General features: G+C 65.9%; 20 protein-coding genes. 6 read left to right on the top strand and 14 right to left on the bottom strand.

The annotated features are described in order from the left end of the window. The first annotated feature begins 36 nt into the window (after positions 1–36). Complete coding sequence (locus FJT57_RS02740; protein WP_144901441.1) at positions 37–1356, top strand: glycerate kinase type-2 family protein; 1320 nt, start codon at positions 37–39, stop codon at positions 1354–1356. Positions 1357–1468: 112 nt separating this feature from the next. On the opposite strand, the gene FJT57_RS02735 is transcribed toward FJT57_RS02740, so the two are convergent. Next, the gene (locus FJT57_RS02735; protein WP_144901439.1) at positions 1469–2479 is read right to left on the bottom strand and encodes a 2-hydroxyacid dehydrogenase; all 1011 of its coding nucleotides are present in this window, start codon (positions 2477–2479) and stop codon (positions 1469–1471) included. A gap of 88 nt (positions 2480–2567) precedes the next feature. On the opposite strand from FJT57_RS02735, the gene FJT57_RS02730 reads away from it, so the two are divergent. Continuing rightward, positions 2568–3257 (top strand): 4-carboxy-4-hydroxy-2-oxoadipate aldolase/oxaloacetate decarboxylase, encoded by a 690-nt coding sequence (locus FJT57_RS02730; RefSeq protein ID WP_144901437.1) that lies wholly within the window; start codon positions 2568–2570, stop codon positions 3255–3257. Between the two features lie 246 nt (positions 3258–3503). Then, positions 3504–4280 (top strand): IclR family transcriptional regulator, encoded by a 777-nt coding sequence (locus tag FJT57_RS02725; RefSeq protein WP_144901435.1) that lies wholly within the window; start codon positions 3504–3506, stop codon positions 4278–4280. A gap of 134 nt (positions 4281–4414) precedes the next feature. On the opposite strand, the gene FJT57_RS02720 is transcribed toward FJT57_RS02725, so the two are convergent. Then, positions 4415–5311: an NAD-dependent epimerase/dehydratase family protein gene (locus tag FJT57_RS02720; RefSeq protein WP_144901433.1), complete on the bottom strand. Its 897-nt coding sequence runs from the start codon at positions 5309–5311 to the stop codon at positions 4415–4417. Between the two features lie 606 nt (positions 5312–5917). On the opposite strand from FJT57_RS02720, the gene FJT57_RS02715 reads away from it, so the two are divergent. Next, a complete protein-coding gene (locus FJT57_RS02715; RefSeq protein WP_144901431.1) occupies positions 5918–6889 on the top strand; it encodes a phosphoadenosine phosphosulfate reductase family protein in 972 nt (323 codons plus the stop codon). A 129-nt stretch (positions 6890–7018) separates the two neighbouring features. Here FJT57_RS02715 and FJT57_RS02710 read toward each other — a convergent pair whose 3' ends face one another. The 9 genes from FJT57_RS02710 to FJT57_RS02670 all read right to left on the bottom strand — a co-directional run bounded on the left by FJT57_RS02710 (position 7019) and on the right by FJT57_RS02670 (position 17348). Continuing rightward, the gene (locus tag FJT57_RS02710) at positions 7019–8191 is read right to left on the bottom strand and encodes an XdhC family protein (protein ID WP_144901430.1); all 1173 of its coding nucleotides are present in this window, start codon (positions 8189–8191) and stop codon (positions 7019–7021) included. Next, positions 8188–9045 carry a Rossmann-like domain-containing protein gene (locus FJT57_RS02705; protein ID WP_144901428.1) on the bottom strand — a complete coding sequence of 286 codons (858 nt, stop codon included), beginning with the start codon at positions 9043–9045 and terminating at the stop codon, positions 8188–8190. Before FJT57_RS02705 ends, FJT57_RS02710 begins: the two co-directional genes overlap by 4 nt. Then, the gene (locus FJT57_RS02700) at positions 9042–10466 is read right to left on the bottom strand and encodes a VWA domain-containing protein (RefSeq protein WP_144901426.1); all 1425 of its coding nucleotides are present in this window, start codon (positions 10464–10466) and stop codon (positions 9042–9044) included. Before FJT57_RS02700 ends, FJT57_RS02705 begins: the two co-directional genes overlap by 4 nt. Before the next feature lie 29 nt (positions 10467–10495). Continuing rightward, positions 10496–11464 carry an AAA family ATPase gene (locus FJT57_RS02695; protein ID WP_144901424.1) on the bottom strand — a complete coding sequence of 323 codons (969 nt, stop codon included), beginning with the start codon at positions 11462–11464 and terminating at the stop codon, positions 10496–10498. Beyond that, positions 11461–12540 carry an XdhC family protein gene (locus FJT57_RS02690; RefSeq protein WP_144901423.1) on the bottom strand — a complete coding sequence of 360 codons (1080 nt, stop codon included), beginning with the start codon at positions 12538–12540 and terminating at the stop codon, positions 11461–11463. Before FJT57_RS02690 ends, FJT57_RS02695 begins: the two co-directional genes overlap by 4 nt. A 110-nt stretch (positions 12541–12650) precedes the next feature. Then, positions 12651–15155, bottom strand: a complete 2505-nt coding sequence (locus FJT57_RS02685; protein ID WP_144901421.1) for an aerobic carbon-monoxide dehydrogenase large subunit — start codon at positions 15153–15155, stop codon at positions 12651–12653. Continuing rightward, positions 15152–15871: a (2Fe-2S)-binding protein gene (locus FJT57_RS17175; protein ID WP_144901419.1), complete on the bottom strand. Its 720-nt coding sequence runs from the start codon at positions 15869–15871 to the stop codon at positions 15152–15154. Before FJT57_RS17175 ends, FJT57_RS02685 begins: the two co-directional genes overlap by 4 nt. Further along, positions 15868–16755, bottom strand: a complete 888-nt coding sequence (locus FJT57_RS02675) for an FAD binding domain-containing protein (protein ID WP_144901417.1) — start codon at positions 16753–16755, stop codon at positions 15868–15870. Before FJT57_RS02675 ends, FJT57_RS17175 begins: the two co-directional genes overlap by 4 nt. Beyond that, positions 16752–17348: a CoxG family protein gene (locus FJT57_RS02670; RefSeq protein WP_144901415.1), complete on the bottom strand. Its 597-nt coding sequence runs from the start codon at positions 17346–17348 to the stop codon at positions 16752–16754. Before FJT57_RS02670 ends, FJT57_RS02675 begins: the two co-directional genes overlap by 4 nt. Positions 17349–17504: 156 nt before the next feature. Between FJT57_RS02670 and FJT57_RS02665 the strand changes: the two genes are divergently transcribed. Next, the gene (locus FJT57_RS02665) at positions 17505–18845 is read left to right on the top strand and encodes a molybdopterin molybdotransferase MoeA (protein WP_144901414.1); all 1341 of its coding nucleotides are present in this window, start codon (positions 17505–17507) and stop codon (positions 18843–18845) included. Beyond that, the gene (locus tag FJT57_RS02660) at positions 18845–19501 is read left to right on the top strand and encodes a nucleotidyltransferase family protein (RefSeq protein WP_144901412.1); all 657 of its coding nucleotides are present in this window, start codon (positions 18845–18847) and stop codon (positions 19499–19501) included. The genes FJT57_RS02665 and FJT57_RS02660 overlap by 1 nt, the downstream gene beginning before the upstream one ends. 58 nt (positions 19502–19559) lie before the next feature. Here the strand turns inward: FJT57_RS02660 and FJT57_RS02655 are convergent, their stop codons facing one another. The 3 genes from FJT57_RS02655 to trpB all read right to left on the bottom strand — a co-directional run bounded on the left by FJT57_RS02655 (position 19560) and on the right by trpB (position 21462). Beyond that, entirely contained in the window at positions 19560–19715 is a 156-nt protein-coding gene (locus FJT57_RS02655; RefSeq protein ID WP_144901410.1) for an AbrB/MazE/SpoVT family DNA-binding domain-containing protein, read from the bottom strand. A gap of 241 nt (positions 19716–19956) precedes the next feature. After that, positions 19957–20241: a hypothetical protein gene (locus FJT57_RS02650; protein ID WP_144901408.1), complete on the bottom strand. Its 285-nt coding sequence runs from the start codon at positions 20239–20241 to the stop codon at positions 19957–19959. Positions 20242–20313: 72 nt separating this feature from the next. Next, positions 20314–21462 carry a tryptophan synthase subunit beta gene (trpB, locus tag FJT57_RS02645; RefSeq protein WP_144901406.1) on the bottom strand — a complete coding sequence of 383 codons (1149 nt, stop codon included), beginning with the start codon at positions 21460–21462 and terminating at the stop codon, positions 20314–20316. Between the last annotated feature and the right edge of the window lie 4 nt (positions 21463–21466).

Here is a 21466-nt window from a genome sequence, read left to right as displayed (position 1 = left end):
CGTGAGGCTTTATACCTCACCGCACGAGCACCCGCTATGATCGACCGAAGCATCACGCGGGACGCCCCGGTCCACAGCGTCGCCCTCGACGCCGTGGAGGCCGGGATCGAAGCCGCCCACCCGCGGGCGGTACTCGACCGTGCCGTCGAACTCGACGGTGAAACGCTCCGCGTCGGCGATGAGCGGTACGACCTCAGCGCGTACGACGAAGTGATCGTCCTCGGCGGCGGAAACGCCGCGGGCCAGGTGGCGGCGTACCTGGCCGAACTGCTCGACGGGAGGCTCGACGGGGGCCTCGTCGTCACCGACGACCCGGAGCCCGCCGGGCCTATCGAGACGGTCCTCGGCACCCACCCGGTGCCGAGCGAGACGAACGTCGAGGGCGCGCGGCGCGTCGTCCGACGGGCGCGCGAGAGCGGCGAGAACACGCTCGCGCTGGTCGCGATGACCGGCGGCGGGAGCGCGCTCTTGGCCGCCCCCGTCGACGGCGTCTCGCTGGCGGACCTGCAGTCGCTCACCGACGAACTGCTCCGCTCGGGCGCGTCGATCGATCGGATCAACGCCGTGCGAAAACACGTGTCCGCGGTGAAGGGAGGTCACCTCGCCCGCGCGCTCGCACCGGCTTCGACCGTGGGGCTCGTGTTCAGCGACGTCAGCTCAGGCGACGTCTCGGTCGTCGCCAGCGGCCCGCTCTCGCCGGACTCGACGACGTACGCCGACGCCCTCGACGTCCTCTCGGAGTACGACGTCGACGCCCCCGCATCGATCCGCGAGCACCTCCAGCGGGGCGCGGACGGAGCGATCGACGACACGCCGGACGAGGGCGACCCCGCGTTCGAGACCGTCTCGACGCACGTCGTCGCCGACAACTTCACCGCGCTCTCGGCCGCGCGCGAGGTCTGTGCGGACGCCGGATTCGACCCCCTCATCCTCTCCTCGTCAGTCCGCGGCGAGGCCCGCGAGACCGCCTTGACGCACGTCGCGATCGCCGAGGAGGTGCGGAACACGGAGAATCCCGTCTCCCCTCCCGCGGCGATCCTCTCGGGCGGCGAGACGACCGTCACGATCCGCGGCGACGGCACGGGCGGGCCGAACCAGGAGTTCGCGCTCGGCGCGGCGATCGAACTGCCGTCGAACGCCGTGCTCTGCGCCGTCGACACCGACGGGATCGACGGGCCGACCGACGCGGCCGGTGCGATCGTCGACGCCGAAACCGTCGACGACGTTCGACACGCCCGCGAGTTGCTGAACGACAATGACGTCTACGACTACCTCGACGAGCGCGGCGCGCTCGTTTCCACCGGTCAGACTGGCACCAACGTCAACGACCTCCGCGTGCTTTTGGTCACTGAGTAGCCTCCACGCGACTGTTACTCATCGAGTAGCCCCACGCGCGCTGTTGGCACCGAGGCGTCTTCACGCGACTGTTAATTCACCGAATAGCGTCCGCACGGCCCCCGCTCCGCTCTCACTCCATCCCGGCATCCCGGATCGCCGAGTGCGGGAGCGGCTCACCCTCGATCCCGGCCTCGGTACAGGCGGCGACCATCTCGGCCATCCTGTTCCGCGTGCCGGTGCTCGCACTCCCGATGTGCGGCGTGACGACGAGTCGCTCCGGCGCGTGCCGGAAGAGCGGGTGGTCCGCCGGAAGCGGTTCCGGGTCGGTGACGTCCAAGCCCGCACGACCGATCTGTCCCGCCGCGAGCGCCGTATCGAGCGCGTCGGTATCGACGACCTCCCCGCGACTCGTGTTGATCAAAATCGCGTCCTCGGACATCCGCTGCAACTCCGCACTGCCGATCAATCCCTCCGTCTCCTCCACGAGCGGCACGTGCAGCGAGACGAAGTCGCTCTCGGCGAGCAGTTCGTCGCGGTCGACGTAGGTCGCGTCGAGTCCGAATTCGGCGAGTTCTGCCTCGCGCTCCGGCTTGGGCGAGCGGCCGCTGTAGCGCACGTCCATCTCGAAACCCGCGGCCCGTTTGGCCGTCGCAGTCCCGATCTCACCCAGGCCGACGATCCCGAGCGTCGCGTCGTGAACGTCCGGTCCGGTGAGGAGCCTCGGTCCCCACGTCTCCCACTCGTCGGCGGCGACGTGGGCGTGTCCCTCCACGGTCCGGCGAGCACAGGTCAGCAACAGCGCCCAGGCCAGGTCTGCGGTCGTCTCGGCGAGCACTCCCGGCGTGTGACCGACCGCGATCCCGCGCTCCGCGGCGGCCGCGAGGTGGACGTGGTCGTAGCCGACCGAAAACGTGCTGACGACAGAGAGATCGGGCGACGCATCGAGCACCTCGGCGTCGATCTCGTCGGAGAGCAGACAGACGAGTCCGGCGGCGTCGAGCTCGGCGAGCATCGAGACGATGTGCTCCTTCGTCGGCGGGAGTTTCCCGTCCCACACGGCAACCTCGTAGCGCTCTCGGAGTCGATCGAGGCCGATTTCGGGAATGGTTCGGGTCACGTAGACGGTCGGGGTGCCAGTCATTACCCACCTGTGGGCGTCGCGTCGGCATATCGTTTGGCGTCACGCGTCGATCAGTAGCTTAATGTAGCCGATCGGCCTCCTCGGGCGTATGCACGCGATCGAACACGACGTGGAGCGACCGGACCGCGAGGTCGTCGAGGCGTTCGAGGAAATTCCGAGTACGATCGTCTCCGACGTCACCGGAAACGTCGGCCTCACGATGGACGCGGGCATCACGCCCGCCTTCGACGACATCGATATGGCCGGGACCGCGATCACGGTTAAGGCCGCTCCCGGCGATAACCTCATCATTCACAAGGCGATCACGATGGCCGAGCCCGGCGACGTACTCGTCATCGACTGCAACGGTTACACCGACACGGGGCACATCGGCGAACTGATGTGTGAGTCCTGCAAGGCGAACGGGCTCGCGGGTCTCGTCATCGACGGCGGGTACCGCGACAGCCGCGAGATCGGCAAGATGAGATTCCCCGTCTACGGGCGCGGCGTCAACCCGCAGGGACCGCTCAAGCAGGATCCCGGATCGGTCAACGTCACGGTCTCCTGCGGCGGTGTGAGCGTCGACCCCGGCGACATCGTCGTCGGCGACGACGACGGGATCGCCGTCATTCCCGGCGACGGGGCAGCGCGGGTGCTCGAACTCGCTCGCGGGAAACTCGACGCCGAGGATACGACCCGCGAGGAGGTTCAGGACGGAACGTACCTCTTCGAGCTCAACGGCTACGACGAACTGTTCGAGAACCTGGAAGTCGTCGGTCCCGAGGACTCGATTCAGTAGTTGCATCGGCAGGATCGGATTTGAGTTCAGATGTCGGGAGTCTAGTACAGTTCAGGTGTCGGGAATCCCGTACATTTGACCCACATCGATGAGTGCAGTACGGAGTCCCGAAGACCTACCCGGCACCTGTCTGAGCCACGGTGTCCCCCTCGAAACCACTCGGGTTCACGGGCCGGACATCGACTCCGATTCAACAATGTTGTAATCACTCGTAGCTCTTAAGCACCCACGGGATGACAGACCTGTATGGCCAACTCGGACGGATCGAACGCGCGCGGGCTAAAGAGCGTCGAGCGCTCGTTTTCCATCGTCGACTATCTACAGGACGCGAACGGGGCGACGCTCTCAGAAGCGGCAGACGACCTCGGGTTGGCGGTGAGTACGGCGCACATCCACCTCACGACGCTCGTCGAGACCGGTTACGTCGTCAAAGACGACGACGTGTACCGGTGCGGTTTCGAGTTCCTCCAGACGGGAGGGCAGCGGCGCGACGATATGGCGCTGTACCAGGCGGCCAAGCCGGAGCTCGACGACCTGCAAGTCGAGACCGGCGAGCACACCAACGTCACCGTGATGGAGCGCGGGTACGCCGTTCAGCTGTACAAATCCGAGAGCCCCGAATCCATCGACGACGACGCCTCGCTCGGTGATCATTTCTATCTTCACCTCACGGCGACCGGGAAGGCGATGCTCGCAGAGTACTCCGACGATCAGGTCGCGGAAATCCTCGAGACGCACGGACTGCCCGCGCTGACGGACGATACGATCACCGAGGAGGAAGTTCTCTACGGGGAGTTGGCCACCATTCGCGAACGCGGCTACTCGATCAACCGCGGCGAGCACTTCCCGGGCGTCTGCGCTATCGGCACCGCCATCGCTTCCGAGCCCGACGGCGCGCTCGGCGCGATCAGCATCAGCGGTCCCCGAAGTCGGATCACCCCCGAACGCATCGACGAGGAGCTCGCCCCCGCGCTGCTCAACAAAAAGAACATCATCGAGCTGAAAATCAGACAGCACGGGTAGTCGATTGCGACCGCGTCGTTCCGCTTCCGTAGCGGCTTCGGGTGTCACTGTCCGTCCGGCCGTCGGTGTCCGCTCGGCTGTCGGTGGCTGTTCGTTCGTCGCTGGCGTTGCGTCCCTCGGTTCTGATCCGTCTCTCACTCGGGCGGGGCATCCCACTCGGCGGCGTTGTCCTGCGGTTCATACCCGAGTACCGCCTGCGCGTGTTCGATGTCGAACCACCGCGCGTCGTTGCCGCTGACCGCGTAAAACGCGTCGTAGGTGACGTCCTCGTCTTCGAGACAGCACTCCAGGAGGTGCGCGAAGTCGCGCTGGGACGTCCACGACGCTTTCAGTCGCTTGACCATCTCCTCGTACTCCTCGCTCCCGCGCTCCCACGAGCCGGTTTGGGACTGATCCCACACCTCGTCGTCGTCGACGGCGTGCTCGTTTCCGCGGTCGACGCCGCGCTCGGCGTCGCCGTAGGGGTGATCGTACTCCGCGGTCCGAACGCTCGAGATCCGCAGCGAGTAGACCTGATTCGGCGCACCCTCGCGGCGCGCGTGCGTTCGGCAGATGTGCTCACCGAACATCTTCGACGCGCCGTAGTAGCCGTCCGGCTTGGGGAGCGTCTCGTGGGTGAGTCGAAGCGGGTCGTGCTCGCTCGGGTAGTCCTCCTCGTACAGTTCGGGCGCGTGATCCTCCTCGTAGAGGCCCATCACGCGCTGGGAGGAGGCGTAGATGAGCTTCTCGACGTCCGCCTCCTTCATCGCCTTGAGCACGTTGTACGTCCCGACGATGTTCGGTTCGATGATGTCCGTGAACTCCGCCCCGGCGTCCGATTGCGCCGCGAGGTGGATCACGGCGTCCTGCCCCTCGAACGCGGGCCGAATCGCCTCGTAGTCGGCGACGTCGCCGACGAACGTGTCGTAGTCGGGATGATCGCTCCGATTCAGATACGTGAACTCGTACTCGTCTCTCTCCGCGAGATGGGTGAGAACCGCCTCGCCCGCCTCGCCGAACGGACCCGTCACAAGAACGTTTTGTGCTGCCATCGATATTCGAATATCCGAAATTACCATATTTAAATCTTCCCCAGTTGACTTTCTTTGTGGTTCTGAGACCGTCTCTGGAGTTCATCCCTCTCTACCTTGTTTCAATAATATTGAAATGAGACTGTGTGGATCATTCGTGTACAATAATGATCGTACGCTTGTTATTTTTTGAACGAATACGTGGACTGTGTGCCCTGTCTAGTGGCCGGGGGCCGATTCAGCATTATAGAAACTCGACGTTGTCGGAGACGCGACACAGGAGTCAGCAATAGAGATGCATCGGGGATATCCGTGTTCCAACACAGAACCATTTTCCTATCAATATAAATATATTATTAACCTATTTCTGGTATTTTGACTATATTTTATGGGCAGGAAAATACGGTGAAGCTGGTGGTCTATTTCACAGAGAATGAGTAGCAAAGACCGTATTTGGTGTGAGTTCTCTGGGTACTCAAGCGAAGTAAACCCGTCTAACAAACCAAATATACTAAATAATTTTATGTATAATTAATATTGTAACTTCTTCTTTTATCGAGGTATGATCTGGGGAACTCGTCGATGTCATAAAGCATTTATCCAGTCGTAATTAGATATAATTACAGAATGGCATCCGAGTTCCCCGACTACCTCGACGTCGACTACACCGACGGTGAAGGCGAAACGCCCGAAGACTATCCGACGATTCAGGACAAGCTCGAAAAGGCGATCGAGGTCACGAAGCGCGGCCTCGAACAGTACGAGAACCCCGCCGTGATGTGGACCGGCGGGAAGGACTCGACGCTCACGCTGTACTTCATCAAGGAAGTCGCCGAGAAGTACGACCTCGAGACGCCGCCCGCGGTCTTCATCGACCACTTCCAGCACTTCGATGAGATCCACGACTTCGTCGCCCACTGGGCCGACGAGTGGAATCTGGACGTGATCTACGCTCGCAACAACGACGTCGGCGAGTACGTGGAAGAACACGACCTCGAACCCGGCGACGACATCACTATCTCGGAGCTCTCCGAGCACAACCAACACCACGTCCGCGACCTGCTAGAGTACGAGGAAGACACGTTCCCGTTCCTGCTCGACACCTACGTCGGCAACCACCTGCTGAAGACGGTCGCGTTGAACGACACGCTCGAAGAGTACGACGTCGACGGGGTCATCTCGGGCGTGCGCTGGGACGAACAGGAAGCCCGCGCGGACGAGACGTTCTTCTCGCCGCGGCACGACCCAGACATCTACCCGCCGCACGACCGCATTCAACCCATCCTCCAGTTCGACGAGGCATCCGTCTGGGAGGCCTTCTGGCACTTCGTGGTGCCCGACACGGTCGAAGGGTACCCCGAGGACGGCTACGTCCCCGAGAGCGCAGAGGACCTGCCGAACGGACTCACGATGGCGGACATTCCGGTATCGCCGAAGTATTTCGCTGGGTTCCGCTCGCTCGGCAGCGAAGTCTCGACCGACAAAACGACCGACGAACCGGCGTGGCTGCAGGATATGGCGAACACGACCGAGCGCGCGGGTCGCGCCCAGGACAAAGAGGACCTGATGGAGCGACTCCGCGACCTCGGCTATATGTAACGCCCGGAGAATACGGCGGTACCATCCGAAGAATACGGCGTTTCCGCGCGAACGGTTCGCCGCGATACTCGATCCGTGTTAGTTCTCGACGCGTGCCACGAGTGTTCCTGACGTGTGCCACGAATCCCGCTATTGTGCTGGCGTATCGGCGTCGGATCCGACTTCCACGCGCTCGTGAATCGGGCCCGCTCGGTCTTTGAGATGTCTCGGCGTCCGCCCGTTCGAGACCGCGAGCACCTCCGCGACGATGCTGTGTGCGATCTGGAACGGGGAACCGCCGCCGAGGTCGAGCCCGATCGGCGTGTACACCGACGAGAGTTCCGCGTCGCCGAACGTGCGACCGTCGTCGGAAAACGCCTGCAGCATCCGTTCGAACCGCTCTCGTGGCCCCATCACGCCGACGTACGGAACGCCCGCGTCCAGGCAGGACTCGACGGTCAACTGATCGTCGACGAAGTTGTGCGTCATCACGACCGCGTACGTCCGCGGGCCGAGTTCGAGATCCGCATCCACGCTCCCCGGCGACGTCGTCACCGTCCGGTCCGCGTCCGGGAACCTCGATTCGAGATCGACGGCCCCGCGGAATCCCACGACCGTCACGCGGAAATCGTTCTTCGCCGCGAACGTCGTCACCGGCCGGACGTCGTGACCGGTCCCGAAGACGACCAGCTCCGGCGGCGCGTCGAGCCCGTCGACGAAGACCTCGACGCCGCCGTCGTGCTCCAATCGCACGGTACCCGCGTTTCCGCTACCCGCGAGTTCGCCCGCCGGTCCCGCGAGCGACGCCAACGGCCAGTCGGTCGCGTCGGAGCCGTCGGGCAGGTGCAAGGACCCGGTGTCCGGATAGTAGTAGGCGCGGTCGCCCCGCTCGAAGCGGTCGCTCCCGGCGTCGAGAACGGTGATGACAGCGACGTCGCGGCCGGAAAAGAACGCCTCGACCGCGGGCCGATACGTCTCAGTCAGCGGTTCTAAGAGTACCTCGATGACGCCGTTACAGCCGACGCCGAGCCCCCATACGTCGTCTTCGTCGTCGTCCATCAGGTCGTAGGTGACGAGCTCCGGGCGTCCGCGCTCACGAACGCGGTTACCGACGCTGAGAAGCTCGTCTTCGAGGCATCCGGCGGTGATGCTCCCGACGCCCGTGCCGCCCTCGTCGAGGAGCATCTTCGCCCCCGGTCGTCGGTAGGCGTTCCCCTCGACGTCGACGATCGTCGCCAGGACGTCGGTTCGGTCGCCATCCAATCGATCGCGGATCTGCTGTACGATTTCGGTCTCTGGAACGCTCCAGTGTTGCCGTGTCATATCTGATCAGTCGTGGAAAACTCCGCGGCATTGCCCAATCCGAGCCGAACGTCTCCCGGTGTCTCGCGGGCGGTATACACCTTCGTGAGTCCCGCGTCGTGTAAGTCGGTTCCGCACGCGCCCTCGTCGAGTGCCGTCCTGACACCGTCGACGTCGGTCACGGTCGCCCCCGCGACCACGTCGACGCCAGCCGCGAACAACGGTTCGGGAACGAACGATGCGGTCGCGCCGATCACGACGACGGTCGCCGCCGACGGGGCCGCGTCCAGGTACGCTTCGACGCCGCCGTAGACGAACGCCGAGCCGGTCACGAAGACGACCTCCGCCCCCGCCATCGCTTCGGCCGTCTCGGCGGGCGTGAACGTCCGCACGCGGACGCTTGCCGGGTCGGGCACGTCGTCGACCTCCTCGCGCTCGATCACGCGAACCTCCATCTCGTCGAACTTTCGGAACGCGGGAGTGAACAGCCCGACCGTGGTGATCCGTTCGACGTCGTCATCGACGAGCGCCATCGGATCGCCCGGGCGCCAGTCGACGAGCGGTGCCGAGAGCGCGTTCATCGTCGCGATGCCGAGCGCGCGCTCGCTTCGAGCGGTTGCCACCGCTCGCGGCGGCCGGCCCGCGACCTCGTCGTCACCGACCCCGGCCGTTGCTCCGGCCAACAGCGATTCGACTGTTCGGTCCTCCGTTTTCGGGGCCGGTCCCGACGGGCGGTGCGCGAGTCCGGCGCTCGCCGTCGGGCCGTCGCGCAGTTCGACGAGCACGGCCGCGTCACCGACGGTGATCCGGTCGACCGTCGCCGACGCCGCGTGTGGCCGGAGGCGGTCTCGCGCGGCCGCGAGCAACTCGCTCATCTCGACTCACCGTCCGCGACCGCTTCGAATCGAGGTCTGTCGCCCTCACTGCGACGTGTGTCCTGCTCACCGCGACGTGCATCGTGCTCGAAGCGACGCGCGTCGTGCTCGTACCCGACGACGCCGCCCAGCCCGCGCTGTTCGATCTGTCGCGCGGCCTCGTCGAGGTCGGCCGGTTCCGCGAATCCGAACAGGGCGTCGAGGTACGGCGTCGCCGTCGACATCCCCCGGGAGGTCGGCTCGAACGCGGACGAGATCGCGAGCGGGTTGAGCCAGACCACCGCGCTCGCCCGGTCGGCGAGCCACGTCACGCCGTCGGCCAGCGTGTCGGGATCGCCCACGTCCAACCCGTCGCTGACGACGACGACGACCGTCCGTCGGTCGACAGCGTAGGGGTGGGACCGTCTGAGCGTCGCGAACGCCTCGCCGATCTTCGTCCCCCCGCCCCACTCGACCGCCGCGTCGCGGAGCGCACCCGCGGGGTCGCCGCCGCGTTCGAACTGCCGTGTGACGTCCACGAGGTCGGTATCGAACAGGAACACGCCCGCGTCCCGCGCGCTGGCGTGGAGTCGATCCGCGAAGGCCAACAGGACACTTCGGTCGATGGAGTCGAGCACTGAGCCGCTCACGTCGATCAACAGACAGCACCGGAGCTCGCTCCGGACCGGGCGCGACGACGGGAGTTCGATCGGCGCGCCGCCGGTCGCGAGGCTCGCGCGGAGCGCCCGCCTGGCTTCGACGCGGTCGCCGGTTGGTGACCGTCGCCGACGACGCCCCGGAACCGTCGAGAGCGCGTCGACGAAACGGTCGATGGCGGCGAGTTCCGCATCCGTCAACCGCGCCGTATCGACGTCGACGCGCTCGCTCCTGCCGACGGCGCTGTACCGACGCGCGTCACGCTCACCGGTCGATTCCGGTCTGTCGCCGGTCGCGTGCCGCCGATCGGTCGGGATCCGAACGTCGACAGGACCGCCGTCTCCATCCAATCCGGCGAGATCGGGCGCTTCGGCGTCTTCCAGTATTCCCGGTTCTCCCGCGTCGTCGTCGGCCGCTGGGGGCGTCTCGCGCTCGTCTCCGTCACTCGACATCGGGGTGTCGTGCTCGGTCGCGACCGCGCTCAGTCCGGATCGGAGCCGGTGCCAGAACGTCGGAAACGACGATTCGAAGGCGTCGGCGTCGGTCGGATCCGAGAGCAGTGTCGCCCGCAGCGCGTCCGCGACGCGCGTCCGGTCGTCGAGACCGACAACCGACAGGGCGCGGGCGGCCGCCAGCGTGTCGCTCGGCGGCACGGTGACGCCCTCCGACCTGAGTTTCGCCGCGAACCGGATCAGTTCGATCAGGGTGTGTCGGCGCGCGGCGCGAAAGTTCGGGACACCGTCGCGGGTCGAGAATCGGTCGAAGCCGCGGTCGTTGGGAGTCATCGGCAATCGGTGTTCGAATCCATCGTCATTCAGGCCTCGATTCGCTCCTCGGCCGCGGCGGCGGCCGCTCGCAACTGTTCGAGCAGTTCGGTGTCGACGCGGGCGAAGTCTTCGGCCTCCTTGAGCAGACAACCGAGCGTCCGTTCGATCTCCGTCGTCGTGAGCGGCTGCTCTCCCTCGTCGTGACGGAGCTGTGCCACCGCGCGAGCCCAATCGAGCGTCTCCGCGACGCCCGGCTGTTTGAGGAACGCCTCCTCGCGGAGCCTGGCGACGATCGCGCACACCTCTGCGGCGATTGCGCCGTCGAGTTCGGGCACCTTCCGGCGGACGATCTCGTACTCGTCCTCCAGCGACGGCGGTTCGACGTGGAGGTACAGACACCGCCGCTTCAGCGCGTCCGAGAGCCCCCGCGTTCGGTTCGACGTGAGAACCACGACCGGCGGCTGCTCCGCGGTCACGGTGCCGTACTCGGGGATCGATACCTGAAAATCCGAGAGGAGTTCGAGCAGGAACGCCTCGAACTCCTCGTCGGCGCGGTCGATCTCGTCGACGAGCAGCACCGGGGGAACGTCGCCACCGACGGTGAGCGCGCGGAGTAGCGGCCGTTCGAGGAGGTACTCCTCGTCGAAGATCGAGCGGTTTCTACCCCCCTCGTCCGCGATCGACTCGCCGGTCGCGGGCGAATCACCGGTGACGGTCCCCTCGTCGGCCTGCACCGCGAGCAGCTGCTTCGTGTAGTTCCACTCGTAGAGCGCGTTCTCGGCCGTTAACCCCTCGTAACACTGCAGGCGGATGAGCTCCGTCTCGAAGCTGTTCGCCAGGACCTTCCCGAGTTCTGTTTTGCCGCTCCCGGGCGGCCCCTCGACGAGCAGCGGCCGTCCGAGCGTGAGCGCGAGGTGCACCGTCGTGACCGTTCGGTCGTCCGCGACGTAGGCTTCCGCGTCGAAGCGGTCTTCGAGATCCGACGGCGACAGCGACGCGAAGGCGCTCCGCGTCATACTGACTCCGCCGCCGCGTCGAGATAGGACTCCGGTTCGGCGCTGAACGACTCGGCGCAGCCCTCACAGCAGAAGTAGTACGTCTCGCCGTCGTGTTCGACCGACGGTGCCGTCGCGGGGTCGGCCGTCATCCCGCACACCGGGTCAGTCGCGAGTTCGGGAGTCTCGGATTCGGCCGCCTCCTCGTCGGCGGCAGTCGATCCTGCGTCATCCAGGGCGTTCGTCCCGGTTGTCGTTCGCGCCGTCGATCGCGCGTCGACGACCTCCGCTAGGATGCTCACGGCGATCTCGGCGGGCGTGTACGCGGCGATGTCGACGCCCGCGGGGTTCGTGACGGCCGCGCGAACCGCGTCGGGATCGGCGTCGAGCAGCGCGGCCGCCCGCTCGATCACGTCTCCGCTTCGAGTGTCGCTGGCGACGAGGCCGATGTAGGGTGCGTCCGCTTTGACGCCCGCTGCGACTCCACGCGCGTCGAACTTCCCCATCGACGCCACCACGACGAGGGGCGAGCGGGCGACGGCCTCGGCGATGGCGTCCGGATCGGTCGACTCGACGACTCGGTGCGCGCTGTCGTCGCCGCCCTCGGGATCGACCACGACGACGTCGACGGCCAGTTCGCCAGCGAGTCGCGAGAGCGCTCGCGCCACCGGCGAACCGCCGACGATGAGGAGTTCCGGCGTCGGGTTCACCGGTTCGATGAACAGTTCGAGGACGCCCTCGCTGTGGCAGTGCATCGGGAAGGCGTCGAGGCCTGGACGATCGATCTCGTCGGGATCGGGCGCGATGCCGACGAACCGGGGTTCGCCGTCGTCGAGCGCGGCTAACGCCTCGCTCGTCGCCGTCGTCTGCGCGCACGCCGCGCCGCCGATCCAGCCGTGCAGTTCTCCGTCCGCCGTCACGAGCGCGCGGTCGCCGACGTTCGCGGACACCGGCGGCTCGCGACGGACGATCGTCACCCGTGCGTACGCCTCGCCGTTCTCGGTCAGTTCCGCCTCCAATTCGGCGACGTTGCCGTCGCTGACGGCCGCTCGGTGCGGCGGATCGTCGCTCCCCGTGTGTGAATCGTTCCGTGTCATTTATTAGTGCGTCTACGTCGGCAGCGCCAATGGGGTTGTCGCCGGGTCTGCGGATCAGCGCGGACCCGATCAACTGGGTTCGCCGTCCGAAAACCCCGAGCGGCGACGTATCAGTCGTCCGCCGGTTCCTCGCTCGCGCCGCCCTCGAACTCGAAGTTCACGTTCTGTCGCGGGTCGAGCGCGAGGCCCGCCTCGTTCAGCGATTCCCACACGCGGTCGGGCGTCATCGGCATCTCGACGTGCGTGATCCCCGCGTGGGCCATCGCGTCGACGACCGCGTTGACGATCGCCGGTGGCGACCCCACCGTGGGCGACTCGCCGACGCCTTTCGCCCCGATCGGGTGGTGCGGCGACGGCGTGACCGTGTATCCCGTCTCGAAGTTGGGGATCTCGTTGGCCGTCGGCAGCAGGTAGTTCATGAAGTCGCCGCCGGTGCAGTTGCCGTTCTCGTCGTAGGTGACGTGTTCCATCATCGCCGTCCCGATGCCCTGCGCGAGCCCGCCGTGGATCTGGCCCTCGATGACCATCGGGTTGATGCGGTTGCCGCAGTCGTCGACGGCGACGAACTTCTCGAAGTCGACCTCGCCGGTCTCGCGGTCGATCTCGACGATCACGATGTACGAACCGAAGGGGTACGTCATCTCCGGCGGGTCGTAGTAGTTGACGGCTTCGAGCCCGGGCTCTTCGGCACCCGGGTGGTTCATGTACGCGCTGGCGGCGATCTCGGTGATCGTGATCGAGCGATCGGGCGCGCCAGCGACGTGGAACTCGCCGGATTCGCGGTCCCACTCGATGTCCTCCTCCGCGGCCTCCAACTCGTTGGCGGCGATGGATTTGGCCTTATCGCGCACCTTTCGGGCGGCGACGGCCGTCGCCGCGCCCGCGACGGGCGTCGAACGGGAGCCGTAGGTCCCCAGCCCGTACGGGTCGGTGTCGGTATCGCCGTGTTCGACGGTGATGTTGTCGACGTCCATCCCGAGCTCCTCGGCGACGATCTGTGCGAACGTCGTCTCGTGACCCTGCCCCTGCGTCTGCACGCCGACTCGCAGGACGGCGTTGCCGGTCGGGTTCACGCGGATGTCCGCGGAGTCGAACATCTCGATGCCCGCGATGTCGCACTGCTTGCCGGGGCCCGCGCCGACGACTTCCGTAAACGAGGAGATACCGATGCCGATGAGCTTGTCTGCGTCCTCATCGATCCGCCGCGCTTGCTCCTCGCGGTAGTGGTCGTAATCGGCCATTTCGAGGGCCTTATCGAGCGCCTTCTCGTAGTCGCCGGAGTCGTAGTTCCACCCGGTCGGACTCTGGTAGGGGAACTGCTCCTTTTGGATGAAGTTCTTGCGTCGGATCTCCGCGGGGTCCATATCGAGTTCCTGCGCGAGCACCTTCACCATCCGCTCGATGAGGTAGACCGCCTCCGTGACGCGGAACGAACACCGGTAGGCGACGCCGCCCGGCGCGGTGTTGGTGAACGCCGCCGTCAGCGAACCGTACGCAGCCTCGATGTCGTAGGAGCCGGTGAAGATGTTGAAGAAGCCCGCCGGGAACTTCGACGGCTGAGCGACGGCGTTGTACGCGCCGTGGTTCGCCAGCACGTCCGTCCGGACGCCCTTGATGATGCCGTCTTCCGTGGCCGCGAGTTCGCCGGTCATATCGTAATCGCGGGCGAACCCGGTGGTCTGAATGTTCTCGGAGCGTTCTTCCATCCACTTCACGGGCTGTTCGAGCACGACCGAGGCGGCCGCCGCGACGACGTAGCCGGGGTAGATCGGCACCTTGTTGCCGAAGCCGCCGCCGATGTCGGGGCTGACGATCCGGACCTTGTGCTCCGGGATGCCCGACACCATCGAAAACAGCGTCCGGTGCGCGTGCGGCGCCTGAGACGTCAGGTGAACCGTGATCTTGTCTTTCCCGGGGTCCCAGTCGGCGACGCACCCGCACGTCTCGATCGGCGCGGGGTGGAGCCGCTGGTACTCCATCTGCTCTGAGACGGTGACGTCGGCTTCGTCGAACACCTTGTCGGTCGCCTCCTTGTCGCCGACGTCCCAGTCGAAGATGTGGTTGTCCTCCTGGTCTTCGAGTTCGTCGCGGATGAGCGGGGCATCGGCTTCGAGCGCGTCCCGCGCGGTGACGACGGGATCGAGCACGTCGTAGTCGACCTCGACCTTCTCCGCGCCGTCCTTCGCGACATAGCGGTCGGTCGCGATGACCGCGGCGACCTCCTGCGATTGGAACTTGACCTTCTCGTTGACGAGGACGTCCTGGGTGTCGTCCATCAGCGTCGGCATCGTCGCGAGGTCGTGTGCGGCCAGGTCTTCGGCGGTCAGGACGGCGACGACGCCGTCGACGTCCATCGCGCGCGACGTATCGATATTCTCGATTCGGGCGTGCGCGTGGGGGCTCCGGACGATCTCGCAGTGGAGCATCCCCGGTTTCTTGATGTCGTCGACGTAGTTGCCGCGGCCGGTGATGAAGCGCTTGTCCTCTTTGCGCTTGACCTCCTCGCCCATCCCACCGCGGCCGTGGCCGTGGTGTTTCTCCGGGTCGGGACCGCCGTCGTCGTCGTGTTGATACTCCGTTTCTGCGACGGGAACGTCGCCGGTTTCACTGCTCATACGTTGTCACCTCTGTGTTCGGTGTCGGTCGCGGGACCGCCGCAGCAGTTCTCCGCGCCGCAGGAGAACTCGCCGTCCGCGTCGTTGCCCTCGAACGACTCCACGTCGTAACCCTCGAACGCCCCGGGGCCGCCCGCGTCGGCCTCGGAGGTCGCGGGGATGTCGTCGGCGACGGTACCCGTCCCGCTGTCACCGTCGACGGCGACCGTCCCGCCGTCGGCGGCGGGCTGTGCGGCGAGTTTCTCGGACGCGTACTCGATCGACTTTACGATGTTCTGATAGCCGGTGCACCGACAGAGGTTCCCGCTGATCGCCTCGCGGATCTCCGCCTCGCTCGGATCGGGGTTCTCGTCGAGGAGCGCCTTGCCCGCCATCAACATCCCGGGCGTACAGTAACCGCACTGCAGGCCGTGTTCCTCGTGGAAGCCCTCCTGTAAGGGGTGGAGTTCGCCGTCTGACTCGGGGAGGTCCTCCATCCCCTCGACGGTCATCAGTTCGCTCCCGTCGGCCTGCGCGGCGAACATCAGACAGGACTTGATCGGTTCGCCGTCGACGAGGATCGTACAGGCCCCGCAGTTACCGGTGTCGCAGCCGATGTGGGTGCCCGTCATATCGAGATCCTCGCGGATCGCGTGGACGAGCAGTCGTCGCGGTTCGACCTCGGTGGTGCGCTCGGTGCCGTTGATCGTCAGCGTGATTTCGCGTGTGTCAGTCACGGGGATACCCTCCGTTTGATTACCCCAGCACGTTCAGCGGCGTCGCCGAGCGCCCGCTGGGTCAGTACCTCGACCATCCGCTCCTTGTAGGACGCGTCGCCGTGTTCGTCGGATTCGGGGTTGGACTGTTCGGCGGCCAGTTCGCCCGCCTCGCCGAACAGATCGGCGCTGGGACGCGACCCCTCGAGGAGCTCCTCGGCGTCGCTCGCGCGGGCGTTGGTGATGTCTACGGCGGTCATTCCGATCCCGGCGTTCTCGATCCGACCGTCCTCGTCGAAGATCAGGCGGGCCGCGACGCCAGCCATCGCGTAGTCGCCGGTCTTGCGCTTCAGCTTGTGGTAGGCGCTTCCCTCCCGCTCGATCGGGACGGGAACGCGCGCCTCGGTGATGAGTTCGCTCTCGCCGAGGGAGGTGTCGTACGGCAGGAGGAACAGTTCGTCGATCGGAATGGTCCGCTCGCCGTCGGGTCCGGTCGCGACGACCTCGCCGTCGTGGGCGATGAGGACTGATCCCCAGTCGCCCTTCGGATCCGCCTGCGCAACGGAGCCGACGATCGTCCCGCGGTTGCGGATTTGGGGATCCGCGACCAACGGGGCGGTGTCGGCGAAGCTCCCGTACCGTTCCGCGATGACGTCCGACTCCGCCACGTCGGCGTGCCGCGCCAGCGCGCCGATCTTGAGGTAGCCGTCCTCCTCGTGAAGATAGTCGAGTTCGTCGATCCCGTTGATGTCGACGACCGTGTCCGGGCGGGCGAGTCGGAATCGGAGCATCGGAATGAGGCTCTGTCCGCCCGAGAGTATCGTGGGCTCGTCGAGACTCTCCAGTAAGCTCACCGCCTTACTGACGGACGTCGGTTCGTGGTGTTCGAATCTGGCTGCTTTCATAGCATGTTCCGTAGTCTGTCGGTGACGCCGCTGCTGGCCTCCTCGTCGACGTCAGACATCTGTTTCTCGATGTTTCCGAAGAAGTTGTTCACGATCTTGTTGGCGACCGGTTTGATCACCCGCGATCCCAGCTGGGCGATCCGTCCCGAGATGTCGGCCTCGGTCCACCACTCGATCCGCGAGCTTTCGCCGTCGTCGACCGGGTGAATCTGCATCCCCGACTCCATACTGAAACTGCTTCCGGAGGCGTCGCCGCCGCCGGTCGCGACCATTCTGAAGTTCTCGCTGTCGCGCTCGTCGATCGTGACCGTCGTCTCGAAGCGGGGTTTCACGCTCCCGACGCCGACCTGCATCAGCGCCGCGTATTTCTGCCCCTCGACGAACGCGCGCTCGGCGACGACTTCGGGGTCCGCCTCCGGCAGCATCTCGACGTCCTCTTCGGCCTCGTACTCGTCGAAGTTGAACTCGTCGTCCATCGGGGTGATGTACCGACAGCCCTTCAGCGCGTCCCGGACCGCCATCGGGTCCGACAGCACGATCCAGGCTTTCTCGGGTGGTACGCCGTCTAATTCGAATTCTCCATCAAATTCCATGTGTGTCCTCAATCCCTGTGTCCGGTTGTTCGGCGGCCGCGTGTCGCCATCTTTTAAGTACCTCTACTATGTGCACACTATTATCACGCTTTATGATATCATACAGATCGCAAATAAAAGTTTGTGTTGTTCGCCGACAGATATCGGAGTTGACCGATGACCGATAAGGGACAGACACGCGAAGATGACAGCGACCGGCCCCACGAGACGCTCGCCTGCGACGGCGGCCACGACCACGATGATCTGATCGCGTGGGACGACGGGGCCGAGCGCGTGCGGGAACTCGGACAGCGGTGGCTCTCACACCTCGGCACAGAGCGAGTCGACACCGGCGAGATTCACGGACGGACGCTCGCCGAGCCGATCGATTCGCCGGTCGACGTGCCCGCACAGAGCCACGCGACGATGGACGGGTTCGCCTTCGACGCGACCGAGGAGTACCCGCTCACCGTCGTCGACGCCGACGTCTTCCCGGAGGACGAACCGCCGGAACTGGGTGCCGGAGAGGCGGTCCGCATCGCGACCGGTGCGCCCGTTCCCCCGTCGGCGAACGCGGTTCTCAAGCGCGAGGAGGCGACCGTGGAGGGAACCCAACTGACCGGCGCGGAACTCGAACCGGGCACGTACGTCTACGAGCGCGGCAGCAACGTCGCCGCGGGTGAGCGACTGTTCGAGGCGGGAGAGCGGCTCGGCCCGAAGGACGCGATCCTGCTGGGTGATCTGGGAATCGACGCCGTCGAGGTCCGCGAACGACGCTCGGTCGGGTTGCTCGCGACCGGAACGGAGATCCACGAGGGGCGCCACCGCGACCTCGATTCGCCGATGCTGGCGGGGCTGATCCGATCGTGGGGACACAGCGCCACCTACGAGGGAACCGTCCCCGACACGTACGACCGCGTCGAGTCGCGGATCGCGGAGCTGGCCCGCGAGCACGACGTCGTCGTGACGACCGGGGGGACGAGCGTCGGGGATAAGGACTACGTCGTCCGCGCGCTCGACTCGCTGGGCGACGTGCTGTTCCACCGCGTGCGACTCCGGCCCGGAAAGCCGATCGCCGTCGCGGAACTCACCGACTACGACGCCGTCGCGTTCGCGATCCCGGGCAAACCCGTCGGCGCGCACGCGGTGACGACGCTCGTCGCGCGACCGTTCTTCACCGGCGATCTGTCGCTGCCGACCGTGCCCGCCCGGATGGCCCGCGACGTCGACATCGCGACGCCCGGGTTCGCCTATGCGATCCCGGTGACGTTCGAGGATCCGGCGGACGGCGGTGACGCACGGACCGAAGGCGACGACGGAGCGTCCGAGACCGATCACCCGACGGCGATGCCGCTCGGACACGCCGACTCCGAGCTCTCCGTCTACGAGGACGCGTTCGATCCGAGCGTCCTCTCGTCGAGCACGCGCGCGACCCGCGCGGACGGCTTTGTCCTCACCGGTGAGGGTGTCTCGCGCGGGCAGACGGTCGACGTCGTCCCCTATTCGGTCGTCGAGTGATGGCCGACGACTCGGAGACGCTCCCGCTGGTCTCGCCACCGTTCGACGAGCGAACGCGCGACAGTGGGCGGGACCGTCCACGAGTCGCGGGAATACTCCTCGCGGCGGGCACGAGCAGTCGCTTCGGGGATCGAAACAAGCTGCTGGCGATGCTCGACGGCGAGCCGATCGTTCGACACGCCGCGCGGACGCTCCTCGAATCGGGGCTCGATCCGGTCGTCGTCGTGGTGGGCCACGAGGCCGAGCGCGTCGCCACCGCGCTCGACGGCCTCGGCGTCTCTTTCGTCACCAACGACGACTACGCGACCGGGCAGGCCTCGTCCGTTCGGACGGGGATTCAGACGCTGCTGGAGGCGGAATCGCCGGTCGACGCCGCGGTGCTCGCGCTCGGTGATATGCCCTTCGTCGCTCCCGAGACGATCGAGACCCTCGTCGACGCCTACGTCGCCGGAGTCGGCGACGCGTTGGCGGCGGCGCACAATGGCGTTCGGGGCAATCCGGTGCTGTTCGACCGCCGGTTTTTCGGCGGTCTCGCCGACATCTCGGGAGACGTGGGTGGCCGCGAGATCCTCCTTCGGAGCGGGGCCGGTGCGCGCGTGGCTGTCCCAGATCCGGGCGTCCGCCGCGACATCGACGAGCCGACGGATCTAGACTGAATACGGTAGCGAGAAAGAGCGGCTGCGGTTTTCGGCGGGCTACTCGTCGTCGTCGAACCTACTCGTCGTCTTCGAACTTCTCGACGATGATGCGTCCGTCTTCGACGTGCCATTCGACGCGGTCGCCAGCGCCGACGTCGAGGAAGTTCCGAACCGGTTTGGGGACCGTCGTCAGGTTCTTTTCGGAGATTTTGGTGTTCGTCAGCGTACCCATAGACTACGTTTCCTCGTGGTATTTACATAGCTTGCGCTATGCGATCGCTGGCACCCGTTCCATACACGCGAGGTAACCGAGGCAACTGGGAGTGACGTTCGAGACAATTGGCAGTGACACCCCAGGAAACTGGCACCGACGCCCGAGACAACTGGTAGTGGTGCTGATGGCGGCTATTGCAACCGTCGAAACAATCGTGCCGTCCCGTCCCCGTCAGTTCGTTTCGGGGATCGAATAGTCGCTACGAGGAGTTCCAGCGGTGTGCGCCCCCGTCGGAGGCGTTGTCAAAGTCGAGGTTGTACCGATCCGAGTTCAACAGCACCTCGCCGGGGAGATACCTGTCCTCGCCGACCGCGTTCAACACGCCGCGGTCGGCCATCTTTCCGAGAATGCTGCGGACGGTTCGCTCCCGGCCCGGAATGAGGTTCGCCTCTTCGATCACCGACTCCGTCGTGACTTGGCCTTCGAGAATCGCCAGTCTGATCGCTGCTACCCACGCCGGTTCCCGCTTCAACTCCCGACACATACCCTTCACAGCCGCTACCACCCCGACCGAATTAGCGTTTGCGGAGTCGACCGGTGTCGCTTCTGTCCGCCCTCAGTTCAGATCGAACAGCTGCGCGGCCTGTTCCATATCCTTGTCGCCCCGACCGCTGAGGTTCACGAGGATCGTGTCGTGCTCGTCGGCGAGTTCCTTCGCGAGCGCGATTGCGTGACTGGATTCGAGCGCGGGGATGATCCCCTCCTCCTCGGAGAGTTCGCGGAACGCGGCTTTGGCGTCCCCGTCGCCGACGGCAACGTACTCACAGCGGCCGACCGCGCGGAACATCGCGTGCTCGGGGCCCACACCGGGGTAGTCGAGCCCGGCGGAAACGGAGTGCACCTCGACCTCGTCGTCGATGACGCGGGTTTTCATCCCGTGGATGGTCCCGTCTTCGCCGTCCGCGAGCGGCGCGGCGTGGCGCTTCGATCCCGCGCCCTCGCCGCCGCCCTCCGCGCCGTAGAACGCCACGTCGTCGTCGCGGAAGGCGTGGAACAGCCCCATCGCGTTGCTCCCGCCGCCGACGCAGGCGACCGCGGCGTCGGGGAGTTCGCCGGTTCGATCGAGGAACTGCGCTCTGGCCTCCTCGCCGAGGACTGACTGGAAGTCGCGGACCATCCGCGGGAAGGGATCCGGGCCGACCACGGATCCGACGAGGTAATGCGTGTCGTCGATGTTCCCCGCGAAGTCTTCGAGCGCCGCGTCAACGGCGTCGGAGAGGCCCGACCCGCCGCGGGTGACTTCGTTGACCTCCGCGCCCATCAGCCGCATCCGGAAGACGTTCATCTTCTGGCGCTCGACGTCTTTCTTGCCCATATAGATCTCCGTGTCGAGATCCAAGAGCGCGCCGACCATCGCGGTCGCCGTCCCGTGCTGGCCCGCGCCCGTCTCGGCGATGAGCCGGGATTTCCCGGCCTTCTTCGCGAGCAGCGCCTGGCCGAGCGCATTGTTGATCTTGTGTGCGCCGCCGTGGAGGAGGTCCTCGCGCTTGAAGTAGATGTCCGCGCCGTAGCGCTCGCTCAGCCCCTCGGCGTGGTAGAGCGAGGTGGGCCGCCCGGCGTAGTCTTCGAGCAACTGCTCCAGTTCAGACTGGAACTCCTCAGTCTCCTTGATGTCGTCGTAGGCGGTCGCCAGCTGTTCGAGCGGTTCTTCGAGCGGGGCGGGGACGTGTCGTCCGCCGTAGCCCTCGAAGTCTCCTTGGGACATACGT

This window comes from Halobellus captivus (genome assembly GCF_007655485.1).
GTDB classification, from domain to species: Archaea; Halobacteriota; Halobacteria; order Halobacteriales; family Haloferacaceae; genus Haloquadratum; species Haloquadratum captivum.
The sequence above is the reverse complement of the archived record's forward strand: the minus strand, read 5'-3'. Positions and strand labels throughout refer to the sequence as shown.